The 20,498-nt window shown below is 67.6% G+C and carries 18 protein-coding genes; 8 read left to right on the forward strand and 10 right to left on the reverse strand.

What is annotated here, in order from left to right:
* Positions 1–31: 31 nt before the first annotated feature.
* Positions 32–667, reverse strand: a complete 636-nt coding sequence (locus tag AB4Z47_RS17965; protein ID WP_441952150.1) for a response regulator — start codon at positions 665–667, stop codon at positions 32–34.
* 106 nt (positions 668–773) lie between these two features.
* Entirely contained in the window at positions 774–2,216 is a 1,443-nt protein-coding gene (locus AB4Z47_RS17970; RefSeq protein ID WP_441952152.1) for an ATP-binding protein, read from the reverse strand.
* A 230-nt stretch (positions 2,217–2,446) separates the two neighbouring features.
* Between AB4Z47_RS17970 and AB4Z47_RS17975 the strand changes: the two genes are divergently transcribed.
* Both AB4Z47_RS17975 and AB4Z47_RS17980 read left to right on the forward strand, forming a co-directional pair.
* Positions 2,447–4,048 carry a PspC domain-containing protein gene (locus tag AB4Z47_RS17975; RefSeq protein ID WP_441952154.1) on the forward strand — a complete coding sequence of 534 codons (1,602 nt, stop codon included), beginning with the start codon at positions 2,447–2,449 and terminating at the stop codon, positions 4,046–4,048.
* Positions 4,041–4,262: a hypothetical protein gene (locus tag AB4Z47_RS17980; RefSeq protein ID WP_441952155.1), complete on the forward strand. Its 222-nt coding sequence runs from the start codon at positions 4,041–4,043 to the stop codon at positions 4,260–4,262. The genes AB4Z47_RS17975 and AB4Z47_RS17980 overlap by 8 nt, the downstream gene beginning before the upstream one ends.
* A gap of 123 nt (positions 4,263–4,385) precedes the next feature.
* Here AB4Z47_RS17980 and guaA read toward each other — a convergent pair whose 3' ends face one another.
* Positions 4,386–5,957, reverse strand: coding sequence for a glutamine-hydrolyzing GMP synthase (gene guaA / locus AB4Z47_RS17985; protein ID WP_441952156.1), 1,572 nt, complete (start codon positions 5,955–5,957; stop codon positions 4,386–4,388).
* 118 nt (positions 5,958–6,075) lie between these two features.
* Here guaA and AB4Z47_RS17990 point away from each other — a divergent pair, with 118 nt between their 5' ends.
* On the forward strand, positions 6,076–6,867 hold the full coding sequence (locus AB4Z47_RS17990; protein WP_441952158.1) for an alpha/beta fold hydrolase: 792 nt from the start codon (positions 6,076–6,078) through the stop codon (positions 6,865–6,867).
* A 245-nt stretch (positions 6,868–7,112) separates the two neighbouring features.
* Here AB4Z47_RS17990 and AB4Z47_RS17995 read toward each other — a convergent pair whose 3' ends face one another.
* Both AB4Z47_RS17995 and guaB read right to left on the reverse strand, forming a co-directional pair.
* Positions 7,113–8,273: a GuaB3 family IMP dehydrogenase-related protein gene (locus tag AB4Z47_RS17995; RefSeq protein WP_441952159.1), complete on the reverse strand. Its 1,161-nt coding sequence runs from the start codon at positions 8,271–8,273 to the stop codon at positions 7,113–7,115.
* A gap of 320 nt (positions 8,274–8,593) precedes the next feature.
* A complete protein-coding gene (gene guaB / locus AB4Z47_RS18000) occupies positions 8,594–10,138 on the reverse strand; it encodes an IMP dehydrogenase (RefSeq protein ID WP_441952160.1) in 1,545 nt (514 codons plus the stop codon).
* A 307-nt stretch (positions 10,139–10,445) separates the two neighbouring features.
* On the opposite strand from guaB, the gene AB4Z47_RS18005 reads away from it, so the two are divergent.
* Entirely contained in the window at positions 10,446–10,859 is a 414-nt protein-coding gene (locus tag AB4Z47_RS18005; RefSeq protein WP_011207424.1) for a DUF5319 domain-containing protein, read from the forward strand.
* A gap of 159 nt (positions 10,860–11,018) precedes the next feature.
* On the opposite strand, the gene AB4Z47_RS18010 is transcribed toward AB4Z47_RS18005, so the two are convergent.
* From AB4Z47_RS18010 to AB4Z47_RS18020, 3 genes are all read right to left on the reverse strand, one after another.
* Positions 11,019–12,173, reverse strand: coding sequence for an anti-sigma-D factor RsdA (locus tag AB4Z47_RS18010; RefSeq protein WP_441952161.1), 1,155 nt, complete (start codon positions 12,171–12,173; stop codon positions 11,019–11,021).
* A complete protein-coding gene (locus tag AB4Z47_RS18015) occupies positions 12,166–12,744 on the reverse strand; it encodes a sigma-70 family RNA polymerase sigma factor (protein WP_441952162.1) in 579 nt (192 codons plus the stop codon). The genes AB4Z47_RS18010 and AB4Z47_RS18015 overlap by 8 nt, the downstream gene beginning before the upstream one ends.
* A 133-nt stretch (positions 12,745–12,877) precedes the next feature.
* Complete coding sequence (locus tag AB4Z47_RS18020; RefSeq protein WP_441952163.1) at positions 12,878–13,759, reverse strand: hypothetical protein; 882 nt, start codon at positions 13,757–13,759, stop codon at positions 12,878–12,880.
* 617 nt (positions 13,760–14,376) lie between these two features.
* Here AB4Z47_RS18020 and AB4Z47_RS18025 point away from each other — a divergent pair.
* The 3 genes from AB4Z47_RS18025 to AB4Z47_RS18035 all read left to right on the forward strand — a co-directional run bounded on the left by AB4Z47_RS18025 (position 14,377) and on the right by AB4Z47_RS18035 (position 15,918).
* Positions 14,377–14,670, forward strand: coding sequence for a WhiB family transcriptional regulator (locus tag AB4Z47_RS18025; RefSeq protein WP_441952164.1), 294 nt, complete (start codon positions 14,377–14,379; stop codon positions 14,668–14,670).
* A 419-nt stretch (positions 14,671–15,089) separates the two neighbouring features.
* Positions 15,090–15,665 carry a sigma-70 family RNA polymerase sigma factor gene (locus tag AB4Z47_RS18030; protein ID WP_441952165.1) on the forward strand — a complete coding sequence of 192 codons (576 nt, stop codon included), beginning with the start codon at positions 15,090–15,092 and terminating at the stop codon, positions 15,663–15,665.
* A gap of 1 nt (position 15,666) precedes the next feature.
* Positions 15,667–15,918 carry an RskA family anti-sigma factor gene (locus AB4Z47_RS18035; RefSeq protein ID WP_441952167.1) on the forward strand — a complete coding sequence of 84 codons (252 nt, stop codon included), beginning with the start codon at positions 15,667–15,669 and terminating at the stop codon, positions 15,916–15,918.
* A gap of 238 nt (positions 15,919–16,156) precedes the next feature.
* On the opposite strand, the gene groL is transcribed toward AB4Z47_RS18035, so the two are convergent.
* Together groL and groES are read right to left on the reverse strand one after the other, a co-directional pair.
* Positions 16,157–17,767 carry a chaperonin GroEL gene (gene groL, locus AB4Z47_RS18040; protein WP_441952168.1) on the reverse strand — a complete coding sequence of 537 codons (1,611 nt, stop codon included), beginning with the start codon at positions 17,765–17,767 and terminating at the stop codon, positions 16,157–16,159.
* 141 nt (positions 17,768–17,908) lie between these two features.
* A complete protein-coding gene (groES, locus tag AB4Z47_RS18045) occupies positions 17,909–18,208 on the reverse strand; it encodes a co-chaperone GroES (RefSeq protein ID WP_014981824.1) in 300 nt (99 codons plus the stop codon).
* A gap of 586 nt (positions 18,209–18,794) precedes the next feature.
* Between groES and AB4Z47_RS18050 the strand changes: the two genes are divergently transcribed.
* The gene (locus tag AB4Z47_RS18050; RefSeq protein ID WP_441952170.1) at positions 18,795–20,189 is read left to right on the forward strand and encodes an Hsp70 family protein; all 1,395 of its coding nucleotides are present in this window, start codon (positions 18,795–18,797) and stop codon (positions 20,187–20,189) included.
* Positions 20,190–20,498 lie beyond the last annotated feature (309 nt).

Consider the following 20,498-nt stretch of genomic DNA (forward strand, 5'->3'; position numbering starts at 1 on the left):
ATGCGGGAAGTCATGCTGGCTTGTGCAGCGTTCAGTCGATGCGGCGGCGGTGGGCCCAGCGGGTCAGGGCGTTGCGATTGGACTGCTGGGTTTTGCGGAGCACGTTAGAGGCGTGGGTCTCCACGGTTTTGACTGATATGAAAAGCGATTCGGCGATTTCACGATAGGTGTAGCCGCGGGCAAGCAGACGCAGGACTTCCAGTTCACGAGGCGTCAAGGAGTCCAGTTCGGGGTCGAGCGGTGGCTCGGGGGCCAGGGACTTTCCGGTGAACGAGTCGAGCACGAAGCCGGCCAGCCGAGGACTGAAGACCGCGTCGCCGCCTGCCACCCGGCGAATGCCGTCCGCCAGTTCGGATCCCGAAATCGTCTTGGTCACATACCCTCTGGCTCCGGCTCGGATCACCGCGATCACATCCTCGGCGGCGTCGGACACGCTCAGCGCCAGGCACACCGGCCCCGGCTCGATGCCCGACAGCACCGCGACCCCACCGCCGTCGGGCATGTGCACGTCGAGCAGGACGACATCCGGGCGCGTCGCGTCGATCCCCACGACCGCGTCGGCCACCCCGCCGGCCTCGCCGACCACCTCCATGTCGGTTTCCCGGCTCAGCTCCGCCCGCACACCCGACCGGAATACGGCGTGATCATCAACGAGAAAGACCCGCACACTCTCCCGCCTCTCCGCGTCTTTTGGCCGTACCAGTTGGGTGACGCGGGATTTGCGTTCAGGTCCTGCGTTGGGTACCACCCGTGTTCTGGATGTACCCGGCGAGTTACCCATGCCCGCGCGAAATCACTTGTCCGGTTTGCCTTGCCACCTTAGCTGTCCGCGGGACCTCGTCACCTTGCGGGCGCACCGGTTGTCCTGGCATCGCCGTGGCGGACACCGGAGAATCCTGGGATACGGCGGTGGCATTCGGTTCGCCATCCTGACCGTCGGAATCGCTGCGCGGCATGATGATGCGAACCTCGGTGCCACGGCCCGGTGTCGACAAGATTTCCACCTGGCCGCCGCGGCGCTCGATTCGGCCGCGGACGGATCTGGCCAGGCCCTGGCGGTCCTGGGGCACGGACGTGAGGTCGAATCCGGCGCCGCGGTCACGAACGAAGATGCTCACCTGGTGGGGTTCGGTCTCGGCGAACAGGTCGATTTCCGGGACGCCCGCGTGTTTCGCAGCGTTGACCAGCGCCTCCCTGCTCGCGCCGAGCAGCGCGGTGAAGTGCTCCTTCGGGAGGCCGGACCCACTGCCGTCGGTGTCCATCGAGACGTCTCCCACGGTGACCGGCGCTACCTTCACACCGTGCTGGTCCTCCACCTCGCCCGCGATGGTGCGCAGGGCGGCCGCCAGGCTCGACTGGGCCGGAGCGGAGTCCTCGAACAGCCACTTGCGTAGTTCCCGCTCCTGGCTGCGGGCCAGCCGCACCACCTCGTGCGAGTCGTCGGCCTGCCGCTGGATGAGAGCGAGGGTTTGCAAGACCGAATCGTGCAGATGGGAAGCGATCTCCTCGCGTTCCTCGTTGCGGATGCGGGCGGCGCGCTCGGCGTTCAGCGCACGCATCATGCGCAGCCACAGCGGGACGGTCAGCAGTCCGGCGCCGACCAGCGTGACCGCCACCGCGATCAGCGCGGACCCGAGCGAACTCAGATCGATCCTGGCCAGCACTACCACACCAAGACCGACCACCACCAGCGTCGCGCCGGCGACGATGCGTGACCAGGTCACCACCGAAGGGCGCGCAGGAAGACCGAGCAACGAGCGCGGCCCGTCGACGTCGTATTCCCGCCACACCAGCGCCGCGCCGATCGCGACCACGATCACCGGCGCGATCACCTTCGCCGCCGTCCCGCTGAACACCCAGGACACGGCGACCGCGAGACCGAACCCGAGCATGGCGAGCCCGATGGCCTGACGCCGCTCCGTGCCGGAGGGCTTCACCAGATCCGAGCCACCCGGCGTGAAGATCCACAGCAGCCCGTACGCGGCGATGCCCGCCCCCGCCAGCGCGGAAAGCAGCACGAACGCCATCCGCACCTTGAACACATCGACACCGAGATGATCAGCGATACCGCCTGCCACCCCGCCGACGATCCGGCCACCCGACCGGCGCACCATCGGCACCGGCGGCTCCTGCCCTGGGACCAGCGCGGGCGCGGGGTTGAGCACGCGCGCGGCGTCGAACCCCCGAATGTCGTACGCGGGAACAGACGGGTACATGCCTTCGATACTGGCACGAGCATCCAACCGCCGGCATCGGGAATCACCCTGATCCCGCCATAACACCCACGCCGATCAGTGCCGGAGTACGCATAGCGCTCCGGCCGCGCGGGGTTCGATACTCCGATCATGTTGTAGCCGAACAGTTGCGTGTTCAGTTGATGGTCCAAAGCTATCCGGAGATTTTTCAGGGTTCCCCCCGATGTGCCGGTGCGCGAATCGGGCCCACCATGAGAAACATGACGAAAACGAGCTTCGGCGATCAGCTCCAGCAGATATGGCACACGCGGCCCGTGCGGTTGCCGCGGCAGGGCCCGATCGCGGGCGTCGCGGCGGGGTTCGGTCAGCGCTATGACGTGGACCCGGTGCTGGTCCGGGTCTCTTTCGTGGTGTCGACGATCTTCGGCGGCGCGGGCATCGTGCTCTACCTGCTGGCCTGGCTGCTGCTGAGCGAGTCGGGCTACCAGGCGTCGGCGGCCGAGTCGCTGCTCGGCAAGGGGCACAGCTCGCACTCCCAGACCAAGACCATCGTGTTGATCGTGGCGCTGGCCATCGCGGTCAGCACGATGGGCCCGGTCGGGGTGGGTCTAGGCGGATCCGGCCTGATCAGCCTCGCGTTGATGCTGGCAGGCTGGTGGATGCTGCATATGCGCACCCCTGAGCCGCCGCCGGGTACGACGACCGTGTTCGAAGAGTTCGCCTCGGATGGCGGGATCAACGCCACCGGCTACCCCGGCGCCGCCTTCCCTCCGAGATCGCCCAGGACCGTCGGTGCCACGCCGCCGACCAGCGTTTACACGCCCTACACGAAGCTGCCGGATTCATACATCCCAGAGGCGCCGGCGCCCGAAGCCCAATCTCCCGGCGGCGACGCCGAGATTTCGCTACTGGACAAACGCGATACCGAGGACGCATCCGGAACACATGCGGAAGCGCGCGGTGACGCCGAAACCGTGCTGCTCGACAAGCCGGCAGCACGCACGGCCTCGATAGCTACCGAAGCCGAGCGCCGCAGCCCGACAGCCGCATCGTCACCGACGACCGGCTCTCTTTCGCTCGAAAAAGAGGCCGGGGGCACCCCGGCTGCCGGCGACAAACCCGTCCCCGTCCGGAGCACGAACGGCCCCGCAGCGGTCGCAGGCTCCGCATTCATCGGCAGCCCGACCCCACCCTCCTGGGACCCCCTCGGCGTAGCGCCGCTCGCCTGGGACCTCCCGGAACCCCCAGCCGCCCACACCCTCGTCGCCCCGGCACCGAAGCGTCCCCGCTCCCGGTTGACCCCGGTGGTGATCGGCCTGGCCATCCTCGCGGCGGCCGGCGCGGGCGCGGCGGCCGCCGCGGGCGTGGAATGGATGACACCGGGCCGGATCGGAGCGGCGGCGCTCGCGGTGATCGGTCTCGGCCTGGTGCTCGGCGCGTTCCTGCGCCGCGGCTACGGCCTGCTGGTGCTCACCGCCCCGCTCGCCGGGTTCGTACTGCTCGCCTCCGCGATCGGCCCGGTCGAGTTCGACCGCGGCGCGATGGGTGAGCACACCTGGGCGCCGGCCTCGGTCACCGACCTTGCGTCGAACTACAAGGTGACCATGGGCTCCGGCACACTCGACCTGCGTGCGCTGAACCTGACCGAGAACCGCACCGTGGACGTCGACGTCCAGATGGGCGACGCCCACGTGCTGGTGCCCTCAGGGATGACGGTACGCAGCAACTGCACGGCGACCATGGGTCAAGCGCAGTGCGTCAACGGCATCAGCGGCCCGAACACCCCTGGTGCGCCGGTGCTGGACCTGAATGTCGATGTCCGTGCCGGAAGCGTGGAGGTGCAGCGTGGTTGAGACCGAGAACGCCGAGTCGACCACCGAGCGTCCGCGCGGCCCGTCCGCCTCGCTGCTCATCGTCGGGCTGCTGGCCCTCGCGGTGAGCATGTGGGTGTTCGTCGGCCCCGCGTCCTGGCCCGCGGCCAGCATGATCCCCATCGGCTGGATCGTGGTGCTCGCCGCGATCATCATCGGCATCATGCTGGTCATCTCCCCACGAAAAAAGCCCTGAGCACACGCCGGGTCCGAGCGGCCGACGCGTCCGCGACGAAGTCGCCAGCGTCGGCCGCTCGGACGCGAGCCATCAAGGGGCCGCGAACACGCAGCGCCGCAGGCGCTGCAAATCAAACACAGCTCACTCCCACTCGATGGTGCCCGGCGGCTTGCTGGTCACGTCGAGGACCACGCGGTTGATTTCCGGGACCTCGTTGGTGATCCGGGTGGAGATACGTTCCAGGACGTCGTATGGGAGGCGAGTCCAGTCGGCGGTCATCGCGTCTTCACTGGAGACCGGGCGCAGCACGATGGGGTGGCCGTAGGTTCGGCCGTCGCCCTGCACGCCGACGCTGCGGACATCCGCGAGCAGCACCACAGGGCACTGCCAGATCTGACGGTCGAGACCGGCCGCGGTCAGCTCCTCGCGGGCGATCGCGTCGGCCTGGCGCAGTATGTCCAGGCGATCCGCGGTGACCTCACCGACGATTCGGATGGCGAGACCGGGACCGGGGAACGGTTGGCGGGCAACGATTTCCTCCGGCAGCCCGAGTTCGCGGCCCACCGCACGGACCTCGTCCTTGAACAGCAGCCGCAGCGGCTCGATGAGCTCGAACTCCAGATCGTCCGGTAGACCGCCGACATTGTGGTGGCTCTTGATGTTCGCGGTACCGCTGCCGCCGCCGGACTCCACGACGTCCGGATACAGCGTGCCCTGCACCAGGAACTCGACCTTCGGCGTCGCATGGTCGGTGCCCTGTTCGAGCACCACATCGCCCACAGCGTCCTCAAAGGAGCGGATGAACTCCCGTCCGATGATCTTGCGCTTCTCCTCGGGATCGGTGACGCCCTTCAGTTCACCGAGGAATTTGTCGACCGCGTCCACGGTCACCAGCTTGGCGCCGGTCGCGGCGACGAAGTCCTGCTGCACCTGCTCGCGCTCGCCCGCCCGCAGCAGGCCGTGGTCGACGAACACACAGGTCAGTCGATCGCCGATGGCGCGCTGCACCAGCGCCGCGGCGACCGCGCTGTCCACACCGCCGGACAGTCCACAGATCGCGTGCCCGGCACCGACCTGCTCGCGCACCGAGGTGACCAGCGCGTCGGCGATATTGGCGGGGGTCCAGGTGGCCGGAATGCCCGCGAGCTCGTGTAGGAAGCGGCTGAGGATCTGCTGTCCGTGCGGCGAGTGCAACACCTCGGGGTGGTACTGCACACCGGCGAGGCGGCGGGCGCGGTCCTCGAACGCGGCGACCGGGGCGCCTGCGGTGGTGCCGGTGACCTCGAAGCCCTCCGGCGCGTCGGTGACCGCGTCGCCGTGGCTCATCCATACCGGTTGGATGGTGGGCAGGCCGCCGTGCAGCAAACCACCATCGGTGTTGAGCTCGGTGCGGCCGTACTCTCTGGTGCCAGTGTGCGCGACCGTGCCGCCCAGGGCCTGCGCCATCGCCTGAAAGCCATAGCAGATGCCGAAGACCGGCAGACCGAGATCGAACAGCCGCGCATCCAGCTTCGGCGCGCCCTCGGCGTATACGCTGGCCGGGCCGCCGGACAGGATCACAGCGAGTGGCTGCTTCTCCGCGATCTCCTCCACCGTCGTGGTATGCGGAATCACCTCGGAGAACACGCTCGATTCGCGGACCCGCCGTGCGATCAGCTGGGCGTATTGTGCTCCGAAGTCGACGACGAGGACCGGTCTCTGGGATTCTGCCACCAGCACAGTTTAGTGAGCGGGCCGATCGAGCGAATCATCGGCACAGCGGCAGCGCGAACGGCGGACCGACCGCCCAAATCCCCCCGCGTACCGCGTACCGCTGGTTATCCTCGAGCACGTGCCATTCGCCCGCGCGATCGATGCCGATATCCATTACGAGGACAGCGGCGGCAGCGGCCCGGTGGTGCTGCTAGCGCACGAGTTCTTCATGGACCGCACCATGTTCGCCGCTCAGATGGCCGCGCTGGCACCGGAATTCCGGATCGTCTCCTGGGACGCGCGCGGCCACGGCCGCACCAGGGACGAAGGTCTGCCGTTCACTTACTGGACCGCTGCGCGCGACGCGCTGACGGTGCTCGATCACCTCGGCGCGGAACGGGCTGTAGTCGGGGGAACCGCACAGGGCGGCTGCACGGCGTTGCGCACCGCGCTGATCGCGCCCGAACGCGTCTCCGCACTGATTCTGATCAGCACCGACGCATACGGCCCTACTCCCGAACAGTCCGCCGCCACCCAGAAGTTCCTGGCCGAGTGGTACGACGACGGTTCCCGCGAGCGGGCCGTGCACCAACTGGCCTCCTGGCTGATCGGCGACGACGACTGGTACCGCTCGATCTGGACCAAACGCTGGCTGGTGCGCGACCGGCGCGGGATCGAGGTCGCGGCAGGATGTTTGCTCAGCCGGGATTCCGTGCTGAAGCGGCTCGACGAAATCATCTGCCCTGCCCTGGTGATTCACGCCACCGACAGCGGCATCGCCCGCGAGCGCGCCCAGCAGCTGGCCCGCGGGCTCTCCGGCGCCACGTTCGTCGAAATCGCCAATGCGCGACTTGCAGTGACAATGACCCACCCGGAGCCGGTGAACCATGCGATCCGGCAGTTCCTGCGGGCCAGGACGACATCGTGTTGATTTGCAGCGCCTGCGGCGCCGCGTGTTCGCGGCCCCCTACTGGCTCGTGTTTGAGCGGGCGAGACTGGCGCCTTCGGCGCATGCGCTTCGCCCGCTCAAACGCGAGCCGGGCCGCGAACGGCACTCGTAAGACTCGCACCTCCACTGTCTGCCAAGTGGCAGGTAGGCAGCGTAGGCAGGCAGGTAGCAAAGGCGCGCCGCATTTTTCGCTCACCGCAGACAGTCGTTGAGCATGCTCCATCCCCTCAGGCGCGAACGCTCAGCCCGACCTTCTGGAACTCCTTCAGATCCGAGTATCCGGCCTTGGCCATCGAACGCCGCAGACCGCCAACGAGATTCAGCGACCCGAACGGTTCGTCCGACGGACCGTAGAGCACCCGCTCCAGGCTCGGGCGCACGGAAGCGCCATCCTCGCCACCGAGATCCCACGGGTCGTCCACGTGCAGCAGCGAACCCCGCGGCACCGACGGGTGCGCGGCGGCCGACGGCCAGTACCAGCCGCGGCCCGGCGCCTCCGCGGATACGGCCAGCGGCACGCCGAGCACAGCGGCGTCGGCTCCGCACGCGATCGCCTTCGCCAGCTGGCCCGAGGTGGCGATGTCACCGTCCGCGATGACGTGCACGTAGCGGCCGCCGGTCTCGTCCAGGTAGTCGCGCCGCGCGGCGGCGGCGTCCGCGATCGCGGTGGCCATAGGCACCCCGATGCCGAGCACCTCGCCGGTGGTGGTCGCGCCGGGGTAGGAGCCATAGCCGACGATCACACCCGCCGCGCCGGTGCGCATCAGGTGCAGCGCGGTGCGGTGATCGCTCACACCGCCCGCAACCACCGGCACATCCAGTTCGGCGATGAAGGTCTTGAGATTCAGCGGCTCGCCGTCGCTGACGTGTTCGGCGGAGATGATCGTGCCGTGCACCACGAGCAGGTCGATGCCCGCCTGCAGCAGCGCGGGAGTGAGTGTGCGCGCGTTCTGCGGGCTCACCCGCACCGCGACGGTGACACCGGCCGTACGGACCTGCGCAACCGCCGAGGCGAGCAGATCCGGCTGCATCGGCGCGGCATGCAATTCCTGCAGCAGCGACACGGCCCGTTCATAGCCGCCCTTACCGACGAGCTCGACCAGCTGGTCGATCTTCGCGGAGACGTCCGCGTGCCGCGCCCACAGGCCCTCCCCGTTGATCACACCGAGACCGCCGAGGCGGCCGAGCTCGATGGCGAACTCCGGCGACACCAGCGCGTCGGTCGGATGCGCGAGGCACGGGATCTCGAACCGGTACGCGTCCAACTGCCACGACAGCGACACCTGCTTCGACGAGCGGGTCCGACGCGAGGGGACGATGTCGACATCGTCCAACTCGTAGGTACGCCGAGCGGTCCGGCCCATGCCGATCTCCACCATGTCGCGCACGCGAAATCTCCTTAATATCGGCCGCGGCTCCGCCGCGGCGTGTTCGCGGCTGTGTCTGTTCGGCCGCAGCTTCGCCGCGGCGTGTTCACGGCCCTTTTATGGCTCGCTTCCGAGCGACCGAGACTCGCGCCTTCAGCGCATGCGCTTCGGTCACTCGGAAGCGAGCTGGGCCGCGAACAGCGCTCGTAAGACTCGCGCCTCAACTCGTTGCCGGTGGACAGGCCGATTGGGCGGCTGCCGCACAGCTGGCTTACTACCACAGCCGGTGAGCATCAACAATCATGCACGGACCGATCGGTCCTGTACATGAACGTAGCTGGCTAGCCGCGGCCGGTGTAGTTAGGGGCCTCGACGGTCATCGTGATGTCGTGCGGGTGGCTCTCCTTGAGACCGGCCGCGGTGATCTGCACGAACTGCGCCTCCTGCAGGTGCGCGATCGACTGCGAACCGGTGTAACCCATGGCCGCGCGCAGGCCGCCGACAAGCTGGTGGATGACCTGGTTGACCGGACCACGGAACGGCACCCTGCCCTCGATACCCTCGGGCACCAGCTTGTCCTCGGCCAGCACATCGTCCTGGAAGTAGCGGTCCTTGGAGAACGATTTGGCCTGCCCACGTCCCTGCATCGCGCCGAGCGAGCCCATACCGCGGTAGCTCTTGAACTGCTTGCCACCGACCAGGATCAGCTCGCCCGGCGATTCGGCGGTGCCCGCGAGCAGCGAGCCGAGCATCACGGTGGACGCGCCCGCGGCGATGGCCTTGGCGATGTCGCCGGAGAACTGGATGCCGCCGTCGGCGATCACCGGGACACCGGCGGGCTTACACGCGGCGACCGCCTCCATGATCGCGGTGATCTGCGGCGCACCGACGCCTGCGACCACGCGGGTGGTGCAGATGGAGCCGGGACCGACACCTACCTTCACCGCGTCCGCGCCCGCCTCGACCAGGGCGGCCGCGCCCTCGCGGGTGGCCACGTTGCCGCCGACGACCTGGATCCGGTCGCCGACCTCGGCCTTCACCTTGGCGACCATCTGCAGCACCTGCACCTGATGACCGTGCGCGGTGTCCACCACGAGCACGTCGACGCCGGCGTCGGCCAGCGTCATGGCGCGCGACCACGCGTCCTCGCCGACACCGACCGCGGCGCCGACCAGTAGGCGGCCGTCGCGGTCCTTGGTGGCGTTCGGGTACTGATCGGTCTTGACGAAGTCCTTGACGGTGATGAGACCGCGCAGCCGTCCGTTCCCGTCGACGATCGGCAGCTTCTCCACCTTGTGGCGGCGCAGTAGGCCGAGYGCGGCCTCCGCGGTCACGCCCTCCTGCGCGGTGATCAGCGGCGCCTTGGTCATCACATCGGCGACCCGGCGATTCTGATCCACCTCGAAACGCATGTCGCGGTTGGTGATAATGCCCACAAGCGCACCGGTCTCGTCCACCACCGGAAGGCCGGAGATACGGAACCTGGCACACATCGCGTCGACCTCGGCAAGGGTGTCGGTCGGACGGCAGGTGACCGGGTCGGTCACCATGCCGGCCTCGGACCGCTTGACCGTCTCCACCTGAGCGGCCTGATCGGATGCCGAAAGGTTGCGATGCAATACGCCCATGCCGCCTGCGCGAGCCATGGAGATGGCCATCCTGGCCTCGGTCACGGTGTCCATGGCCGAGCTGACCAGCGGGGTGCGCAGGCGGATCTCCCTGGTCAGCCGGCTTGATGTTTCCACAGAGCTCGGGATGAGATCCGAGGCGGCAGGCAGCAACAGCACATCGTCGAATGTGAGGCCGAGCATGGCGATCTTGTTCGGATCGTCGCCACCCGTAGGAGGGCGGACTGCGATTCGTTCGCCCGGTACGGGATTACTCATTCGGATCGACCCCTCCTGGACGTCGATTAGCGACTGATGCCGGACGAACCGGCGTCGTGGCGGCTGATGGAATGGACGGTGGCGGTCGGCGGAAATGGTGTTCGGGACCGCCGTCGCCTGCCACCCATGGTATCTGTCCCGCGTAGTCGCCCCCGACGGCGCCTCGCTGACACTCGGCTTCGTCGTTCGCGAGGGCGCCCGCACCTATGGTTCACTCGCTGCGCTCACTCGCGGAAGTGAGCCCGCCGCCGAAACTTGCACGCCGCATAGCTGGCGCAGACCACCCTGTTCTGCGTACCGTGGGGATGTGCGTGACCATCTACCACCTGGCTTGCCGCCGGATCCGTTCGCCGGAGACCCCTCCGACCCGTCCGCCGCGCTCGACGCCATCGAGCCCGGCGAGCCGCTGGATCCCCACGAGCGCCTTGCGGTCGAGGAGGATCTCGCCGACTTGGCGGTGTACGAGGCACTGCTGGCCCACCGTGGCATCCGCGGACTCGTGGTCAGCTGCGAAGACTGTAGGCAGGACCACTACCACGACTGGGACATGCTGCGGGCCAACCTGCTTCAACTGCTGGTCGACGGCACGGTCCGCCCGCACGAGCCCGCCTACGATCCGACGCCGGAAGCGTACGTCACCTGGGACTACTGCCGGGGCTACGCGGACGCCTCGATGAACGAGGCATTCCACGGCGACGGGTTCGACGGATTCGATAGCTGAGCGAGTCCTGCTGGTTTCTGCGCGATCCGTTCGAGGCTCGCGTAACTCGACGCACGCCGCCGTGATCTTCGACGCACACAAATCACGGCTGCAGCGCAGGACAGACAGAAAACCGACCGCCAGAGGGGCGATCGGTTATGTCTTGTTTCGAGGTTCTTGTCAGCGACCGGGCAGGGATGATCCCGGGCCACCCGGCAGGCTCGGTATGACGATGGTCGGCGGCTGGAAGTCCTGGGTCGGTCGGATCTGAGTCGGCACCCGTGTGACCGGCTGCTGCGGCGGCGGCACTGCCGGCGGCCCGGTATCGCCGGTGGGCTCGGCAACCGTCGGCTTGCCCCCGGCGTCGGGCGCAGTCGGAGGCGTCTGCACCTGCGTTGTGGGTTCGACGGGGGGCTGCTGCGGCGTGGTCGCCACCGGCGGCGACGTGGTTGTCGGCTTGCCGCCGTTCGGCGTGGTCGCACCGGTGGAGTCCGAGGGCTTTCCGGACGGTTCCGAGGGCTTTCCGGACGGCTCGACCGGCTGCTGCAGGATCGTCGGCGCGGTGCTTGCGCTGGTCGGCTTCGGCCTCGAGGTCGCGTGGGTATCGGAGGTCGGCCTCGGTTCACTGGGCTTCGGCACCGTCGTGTCGAGTTGGTCGGCCAGCTCCGGCGATACCTTGCGCAGTTCGATGAGCAAACGGTCCCACTCGGTCATCAGCTCGTTGCGCTTCTGCGGATCGTTGATCTGCGCGGCATTCTCCTTGGCCCGCTCCAGACGCGTCTTCGCCTGCACCGGGTCCTGGGCGACCAGCGTCGACGCCGCGGTCAAATCGTTGTCGGCACGCTGCACGACGGTAGTCTGGGCCTGTTCGCTGAACACGACCTCCTTGACCCGCCACAGCGGATCGCCTGGCTCGGCGTTGTACGAGAACGCCGTCATACCGCCGATGACCAAGGCCAGTGCCGCCGCGGTTCCGGCGATCGGACGAAGTAGCCGTAGCCGCCCTCCGCTGTGCGCGCCGATGCGGACCTGACGCGCGCCGATCTCCTGATTGACCGCGGCCACGATCGCATCCAGGTCCGGCTCCGCGGGCATCGGCGGGGCGATCAGCTCCGCCCGCCAATCCGCGAGCAGCGTCGCGAGCTGATACTCCTCGGCGCTGTCGGTACCCACCGGACCATCGCTGGCGATGGCATCGATCAGAGCATCGTCACGGCGTACCGCTGCGATGTCGACCGGGCCGGTATCACCGGACGCCTCGGCGTAGGGACCGCTGTTTCGCGATCCAAGCCGCGCCTTCCAGTCGCCCCGACCGCGCTCGCCATCCCTAGCCATACATTTCACCTGCCCTCGCCACTTGTGACTTGAGTTTCGCGAGTGCCCGGTGTTGGGCCACCCGTATCGCACCCGCCGTACTGCCCACGGCGACTGCGGTTTCTTCTGCCGACAAACCCATGACCAAGCGCAGGATCAAGATCTCTCGATGCTTCTCAGGAAGCGTTGCGAGCAGACGGTTCATCTGCCTGCTCGTCTCGGACTCGAGAGCTCGTTGTTCCGGTCCCTGGTCGGTGGATATGACATCTGGTACTTCGGCCATCGCCTCCGCCTTGTTACGGGCGGCGTTGCGATGCGCGTCGGCGACCTTGTGCGAAGCGATTCCGTAAACGAAGGCCATAAAGGGCCTGCCCTGGTCCTGATACCTGGGCAAGGCGGTCATTACAGCCAGGCAAACCTCCTGCGCAACGTCGTCCGCGGAGAGCTGCCCACGCTCCGCGGCTCCGATCCGCGCGCGGCAGTAGCGCACCACCAGCGGGCGGACCATCTCGAGTACCTGAGCTAAAGCGGATCTGTCGCCCTGCGCAGCGGCAGCGACGGCGAGGTCCAACTCTTCGCCCATGTGCGTCATCGTCAGAGATATTCCTGGCGTTACAAGTGGCACCGTCCGGTGACGACCAGTGCTTCCACCGAAGCGGCGGAACGGATCTAACAATAGCGACCCGTTGCGGGGAACCCGGCAACACGGTCATCTCCGCGATCACCTACCGACCACCCATGGGACGGAATGCCCCGCCCCGGCGGGCGATGGTCGCGGCGCACGCGGCCGCTTCCGCCGCGGCACCCTCGACCCCCAGCCCGGCGCGCAGCATGGCGCTCGCCCACCGCAGTGGTGTCAGCCCGTGCTCGCGACACTGCTCGGCGACTTCTTCGGCAAGCGCCCTGGACCGGTCGTGCTCACCCCCCGCCGCAGCGGCCGCGGCGAGCAGTAGGCGGGATTTGATCCGGTGTCGCACCGATGGGGCGCTTTCGGCCAACCCCATCGCGGCCTCGGCGTGCCGGGCCGCGGCTCCCGAATTGCTTGCGAGCAGCGCGTTTTCCGCGGAGACCCAGTGCCACCTGAGCGCGGAGCGCCAGCCCGCCTCTGCCGGCGCTACAGCCGCTCGACTGCGCCGCAGAAGCCGGTCGGCCAGCGCGAGCCGCCCGGTGCCGAGCGCGTCGGCGGCAAGTCCGGTCAGCGCGTCACAGAGGGCGTCGGCGCGGTCGGCGCAGTCGGGGCGGTAGTCGTCGGACCGTTCCCGAGCCGTCTCGGTTGCGGCGGCGTCGGTCGCGAGGATCAGGGCGGCGGCCCGTCCGTCGAATGCCGCGGCGCGCGCATGCCAGCCGAGCTGGCGCAACAATGAGCCCTCGGTACTTCCCGCCAGTGAGAGGAGTATCGGGTCGGCGCTGTGGTTGCATACCTTTCGCAGTTCGACCCGAGCCGCGGCGTAATGCCCCTGGCCGCCGAGTACCACCGCGCGATACCAGGAGCCGAGAGCGTCCGAAGCGGGTGGCAACTCGGCACCGGCGCGACCGGGGTCGGTGCCGAATGCAGCCTCGGCGAGGACCGCGAGGTGAGGATCTCCGAGCGGAGCGGGCACGAACACGGGCGCACTCTATCCTGTGGTTCGCGCGGGCCCGGCCCGCAGAAAGGAGGCCGCGGCACACCGGCAACTTCTCAGCATTTTCGCCGTCGACCGATGTTTCCATCAGGTAAATCTCGTTCCGGCAATCTCCGAGCTGCGGCATCGGAATTCACCAGCGTTTCGAGTAATTAACCTGCGCGTCCCGTTTCCGCCATCTCGGATCTGCACACCGCGAACGCCGCCGGCGACCACCCCTACCTGCCCGCAAACCGGGGGCACTAAACGCCCCGGCCCAAAACATGCTTCTACCTGCACAAATAGTGAATCCACCCACGCAGGGCGGAACCACGATCCGCTAGCCAACCGAACAGTATGGCCGGAACCGACGCGAAAAGTAAATAGCTCTCAGGTTAAATTTCCCAGCCTAGAATTCGGAGAACGGTTGCGTCGAACTATTGACGGAATTTCGCGGCTGGACCTAACGTAACTCATCGCCACGGACGGCGCCGCGCGAAATTGCAGCGACCGCGAAGGGCGAGCCCAAGGGCACACCCTCGCCGACCCGGCGCCGTGGCCTACAACTGTTGCAGAACAACTGCTCGACAATGCTGACGAGCTCGCACTACGAGGAGTTCACCATGCCCATGCCGACCCATCTCCCCGGACCGAACGCCGATGTCTGGGATTGGCAGATGCGAGGGTCCTGCCGCGGGCAGGACTCCGCGGTGTTCTTCCATCCCGACGGCGAGCGAGGCAGAGCACGCACTGCGCGCGAGATGCGCGCCAAGGAGATTTGCCGAAGCTGCCCGGTGCTCACGCAGTGCCGCAGTCACGCACTGAAAGTCAGCGAGCCCTATGGCATCTGGGGCGGCATGTCGGAGACCGAACGCGAGATGCACGCGCGGCGCAACCGCCGCCGCATGGCCGTATAGACGAATTTCTTCCCATCCACACGCCGCTGGGCGCCGAATGCCTAGCAAACAACGGGCCACTGCAATTAGCCTCGGCCGAGCCGGTCACGGCAACACGGTGATCGGTTCCGCACCGAGGATCGGCGCGTGGGCTCCGATCGGTCACCACCGATCCGCCGGCCGCCGCAGCGTGTAGCTGCCGGTCCGGCGTTTTGCGACATCGCGCGGCGCGTTACGGCCTGTCCGCTGCTGAGCCGTCCTGCGTGTCGGCGCTTTTCGCAAAGCCGCTGGCCTACAGCCGGTTTGTCGGCACCCCACCGGAAGGGAGGTCATAGCGACAGGCTACGGTAGTGATCGATGACACAGAATGGAGCGTTGTGACAACGCGGCCGCCAGCCGCAGAGGGCGACTCGTTCCGAAGAGAAGCCTTCCCACCCACGGTGGATTCTGCGGTTACGGCACGCGCAGCCGAAAGTATCGAGCTCGCCGCACTTTTGCATCGATGCGGCCAGTCCGACCATGAAGCATTCGCCGAGCTGTACGACCGGACGTGCGCGCGCGTCTTCGGTCTCGTGTTGCGGGTTCTGCACGATCCCGGATATGCGGAGGAGACCACCCAGGAGGTCTATCTACAGATTTGGCGGATGGCAGCGAGTTTCGACCCGGCGAAGGGCTCGGCAGTGACGTGGTTGATGACTCTCGCGCACCGACGCGCCGTCGACCGGGTCCGCGCCGAGCAGGCCCACACCCAGCGTGAAGTCGCCTACGGGATACGCGTTCTCGGCAACGAATTCGACGAGGTCACCGAAGAGGTCGAGCGTAGGCTCGAACAACAGGCCGTCCTGGGGGGTCTCGCCACACTGACGGAGACCCAGCGGGAAGCCATCTCGCTCGCCTACTACGGCGGGCGGACCTATGCGGAGGTAGCGCTCTACCTCGGTATAGGGTTACCGACCGTTAAGTCCCGTATTCGGGATGGATTGACACGACTGAAAAGAAGTTTGGGGGTGACGTGAGATGAACGAACACCAGATCGATCTCGCGCACACCGTCGCGCTCGGATCGATCGACGACGAAGACCATCATGATGTGCAGGAACTGCTCGACAGCGAAGACCCCGTGCTACGCGCGGCGTTCAGCCAGGAAGTACGAGATACGAGGGAAGCTCTTTCGCTTCTCGCCGCAGCAACGGCGGCCACGCCGTCGCCCTCGCTGCGCGCTCGCTTACTCGCGGCCGTCGCCGCGGAACAGCCACCGGTCGCCAGCTGAATCCGGCTCCCCGCCACGACTTTCCCGCTCCGCGCGTCCAGAACCGTAGCAGTAGGACGGTCCCGCGGCCCTTGTTCCGGCCCGCGGTCGACAGTGTGTCGAGCTTCGGAATGCCCGGTACTCACCGAGTCACAGGTCGAGGTCGCGACTCGGGTTGTCGCGTGCACAGACGAGGGCCCCCGGACCGAGATACGGTCCGAGGGCCTTGTCGTCCTGCGTTATCCGAGCGGCGACGTAGTCAGTGCGCGTGTCCGTGATGACTGTGATCGTGCTGCTCCTCGGCAGGCTTGTCGACCACAGCGCTCTCGGTGGTGAGCACCATCCTGGCGACCGACGCCGCGTTCACGACGGCCGAACGGGTTACCTTCACCGGGTCGACGACGCCGTCGGTGAGCAGGTCACCGTAGCTGAGTGTGGCGGCGTTGAAGCCCTCTTTGCCCTCGGCTACCCTGCTGACCACCACGGCCCCGTCCAGGCCCGCGTTGGTGGCGATCCAGTACAGCGGCGCACGCAGCGCGGTGCGCACCACCTCGACGCCGACGGCCTCGTCGCCCGACAGCGAGTCGCGCAGCTCGACCAGCTTGGCGCTCGCCTGCACCAAGGCGGTGCCACCACCGGGCACAATGCCCTCCTCGACGGCGGCCTTGGCCGCGCTCACCGCGTCCTCGACGCGGTACTTGCGCTCCTTGAGCGCGGTCTCGGTAGCCGCGCCGACCTTGATCACCGCGACGCCGCCGGACAGCTTGGCCAGCCGCTCCTCGAGCTTCTCCCGGTCCCAGTCGGAATCGGTGGCCTCGATCTCGCCGCGCAGTTGCGCGCTGCGCGCTGCGATGTCCTCCGCGGTGCCCGCACCATCGATGATGGTGGTGTCGTCCTTGGTGACGACCACGCGACGGGCCTTACCCAGTACGTCGAGGCCCGCCTCGCGCAGTGAGATGCCGAGATCGGGGTTGATCACGGTGCCCGCGGTGACCACGGCGAGGTCGTCGAGGAACGCCTTGCGGCGGTCGCCGAAGAACGGCGCCTTCACCGCGACCGCCTTGATCGTCTTGCGGATCGCGTTGACCACCAGGGTGGACAGCGCCTCGCCCTCGACGTCCTCGGCGATGATCAGGACGGCCTTGCCGCTCTCGGCAATCTTCTCCAGCAGCGGGAGGAAGTCCGGAAGCGAGCTGATCTTCTCGCGGTGCAGCAGGACGAACGCGTCCTCCAAGACGGACTGCTGGCTGTCGGCGTCGGTGACGAAGTAGGGCGAGAGGTAGCCCTTGTCGAACTGGACGCCCTCGGTGACGACCAACTCGGTCTGCAACGTAGAGGACTCCTCGACGGTGACGACTCCGTCCTTGCCGACGGTGGTCAACGCCTTGCCGACCATCTCGCCGATCTCCTCGTCGCGCGAGGACACTGTTGCGACCTGCGCGATCGCCTGCTCGCCCGAGACCGGGGCGGCCTGCGCGAGCAGCGCCTCGGAGACGGCGTCGGCGGCCTTGGCGATGCCGGAGCCGATCGAGATCGGATTCGCGCCCGCCGCAACATTCTTCAGCCCGGCGCGGACCAGCGCCTGGGCCAGCACGGTGGCGGTGGTCGTCCCGTCGCCCGCGACATCGTTGGTCTTGGTGGCGACGCTCTTGACCAGCTGTGCGCCGAGGTTCTCGAACGGATCCTCCAGCTCGATGTCGCGCGCGATGGTGACGCCGTCGTTGGTCACGGTCGGGCCGCCGAAGGCCTTCGCGAGCACGACGTGGCGTCCGCGCGGGCCGAGGGTGACCTTCACGGCATCGGCGAGCTTGTCGACACCGCGTTCCAGAGCTCGACGAGCCTTCTCGTCGAACTCGATCTGCTTTGCCATGTGTTTTGCTCCTGTATCGGGTTCACGGCGCTGCGGGTGGTTACCGAAACCACGCCAGGCAATACGCCGACGGCGCTAGCCAACGCACTCCGCCCCGGGTCGAGAGAGACACCGGGGCGGAACGCATACGTGCCTGATCGGCTACTTGGTGACGACGGCCAGCACGTCGCGGGCCGACAGGATGAGGTATTCCTCGCCCTGGTACTTGATCTCGGTGCCGCCGTACTTGCTGTAGATAACGGTGTCACCCTCCTTGACATCGACCGGGATGCGGTCGCCCTTGTCGGTGACGCGTCCCTCGCCGACGGCGATGACGGTGCCCTCCTGCGGCTTCTCCTTCGCCGTGTCGGGGATGACCAGGCCGGAGGCCGTCGTCGTCTCGGCCTCGTTGGCCTGGACGAGGATCTTGTCCTCGAGCGGCTTGATGTTCACGCTCGCCACGTTGAGCCCTCCACTTTCAGGGGATTTCGGTCGTCCGGAACTGTTGTTCCGGACTCGTCGGTTCGGTCACGATGCTGACCCTGCGCATAGCCCCGTCGTCGCGGGTGCCGGGACCCCTGCTCAGTAGTCAAACTGCTGGCACAAGCACTTACACACAGTGCCGACTAGCACTCTATACATGAGAGTGCCAGCGCTCAAGGTCAGGCGGTGCCAAGTTTCCCGGCGGCTCGCCCATGACGGTCCGGGCTTCCTATCCGTTCAGGAAATCTGTAACGTTCGGATAACGGATTGTGACACTATTGACGACGGTCGCTGTCCGGCCGCCTCGGCGTCATCCATCGGCAACGCCGAGGCTACGCAGGGTACCGCAGCGTCATCGAAATAGGCAGCGTCACAGAACAATCGTTCCACCACCAGCGTCACCAGAGAGCAAGCCAGACGTGATTCATGGCCGGTCCCCGAGACCCACCCGGACAAGGGGCCTGTCCGATCCCAGGTTCGGGTCGTGCGTCATCCACACGGCGGTCCGGCAGTTCATTCGAGATGGTCGGCAACAACACGACCATCCGCTCGAAGGGAGGTGAACATGCGAACATCCCTCGGCATTTCGGCCGGGGCCGAAGTCGTATGCTCGGCGCTGGTCGCTACCGCGCCGAACGGCGCGCAGAGCTTCGACTACCGCGTCGTCTCCGCCGACGCGGCCAATTCCGATCTCGGCGACCTGGTGGCGTCCTCGATCGAGCTGATGACCACTCAGCTACCAACCACCCAGCCTCCGCGCGAGGTCATCCATCCGCTCGGGGCACGCAGCGCGGGCACGCAGCGCGACCTCGCGTCCGCCACCAGCCGCCCGCCCACCAGCGTGGCCGTCGCCTACCGCACCAGGGAGCAGGCCCAGGCCATCCGCTCGGCCACCGGTAAGCAACGCGAGCTACGGCTGATCCCGGAGGGGACCGCAGCGCTGACCTATCTGCGGCACACCGGCCTGCTCGACCGCTACGACACCGTCGCCATCGTCGACCTCGGCGCGTCCGGGCTCACCGTCACCATTGCCGACCTGGCCGACGACGCCATGCTCCGGTCCGATCGCACCGCGACCATCAGCGGCAAAGCCATCGACGACCTCATCTACCACCATCTGGTGGACCAGCACTTCGCCCGGCGCGGCACCCGCCCGAACCGCGGCATGCTGACCAACCGGGGCCGCGCGGCCAAGGAGCATCTGTCGATCGCGCCCGCCGTCACCATCGACCACGTCGCCGGACGTCCGCTGAAGCTGACCAAGACCGACTTCGAGGTGCTGATCGCCGACCTACTGCGCGACATGGCCGTCTTCGTCGCGGCGGTGTGCGCGCGGGCGCCGAAGTTCCCGCAGGCCGTCGCGATGATCGGCGGCGGAGCCAACATTCCCGCCGCGCTGGACACGCTTAACGCCTCGCTGAACATGCCGGTGTTCACCGTTCCCGATCCGGAGGCCGTGACCGCCAAAGGCGCGGCGCTGGTGGCCGATTCGGTGCAGCCCTCGGTGTTCCCGGCCAGCGCGCTCGGCAGCGATGCACCCGCCGGGACGTTCGCCAAGGTGATCGGCACGCTGGCAGGCGCGATCGTGGTTGTCGGCCTGATCATCGGCTACGGCGTGAAGACATTCGCGCCCACATCGGACGACGAGGTCTCCCCCGCAGGAACGACGAGTACGGCCCCCCAGCTGCCGACGCCGCCGATACTGCCGCCGAACGGAGCGGGCCCCGCCCCTGGCGGCCGAAACCAGGAGACCACCAGCCGGCCCGGCGACGGCGCCGTTTCGACCCCTGATAGCAGGCAGCCGAGCCCGACCGGCATTCCGTCCACCACGCAGGCGACCGCACCGACGCAGCCCACGCTGCGTCCGGATCCGAACCTTCCGCCGATTCCGTTCCCCGAACTGCTCGGCCCGCTGTTCGGCCATCCGAGTGCGGCGCAGGGAGGTTCTTCCGGCCAGTAGCAGAGCCGCACCGACCACGTCCGACACGAGCCAGGGACCTGGCACGAGCCGCCCTCGACCCAGGCGTCCGCACAGCCGGATATCCCGTTCCCATCACGCGCGAACTCGGGTCGGCGGCGAACCCTGACGCCGACCAGGGCCAGCTCAACCAGCCCGACCGACAGTCCATATCAGTTGCGGCGACGAATCCGGGCCTACTCCTGGACCGGCAATTGCGGCGACCACCGGCGCGGCGCGGGCCGACGTACCCCCAACCCCCGTCGAGTGCGAGTGTCTTGCGGGCACCATTTGCACCCAAAAGGCCGAGGA

The organism is Nocardia sp. 2TAF39, from assembly GCF_052114905.1.
GTDB lineage: Bacteria > Actinomycetota > Actinomycetes > Mycobacteriales > Mycobacteriaceae > Nocardia.

Coding starts and splice junctions, on each gene's coding strand:
- AB4Z47_RS17970 (WP_441952152.1), bottom strand. CDS start 2,216: ATGTACCCGTCTGTTCCCGCGTACGACATTCGGGGGTTCGACGCCGCG.
- AB4Z47_RS17975 (WP_441952154.1), top strand. CDS start 2,447: ATGAGAAACATGACGAAAACGAGCTTCGGCGATCAGCTCCAGCAGATA.
- AB4Z47_RS18010 (WP_441952161.1), bottom strand. CDS start 12,173: ATGGCTAGGGATGGCGAGCGCGGTCGGGGCGACTGGAAGGCGCGGCTT.
- AB4Z47_RS18015 (WP_441952162.1), bottom strand. CDS start 12,744: ATGACGCACATGGGCGAAGAGTTGGACCTCGCCGTCGCTGCCGCTGCG.
- AB4Z47_RS18025 (WP_441952164.1), top strand. CDS start 14,377: ATGCCCATGCCGACCCATCTCCCCGGACCGAACGCCGATGTCTGGGAT.
- AB4Z47_RS18035 (WP_441952167.1), top strand. CDS start 15,667: ATGAACGAACACCAGATCGATCTCGCGCACACCGTCGCGCTCGGATCG.
- groL (WP_441952168.1), bottom strand. CDS start 17,767: ATGGCAAAGCAGATCGAGTTCGACGAGAAGGCTCGTCGAGCTCTGGAA.
- AB4Z47_RS18050 (WP_441952170.1), top strand. CDS start 18,795: ATGCGAACATCCCTCGGCATTTCGGCCGGGGCCGAAGTCGTATGCTCG.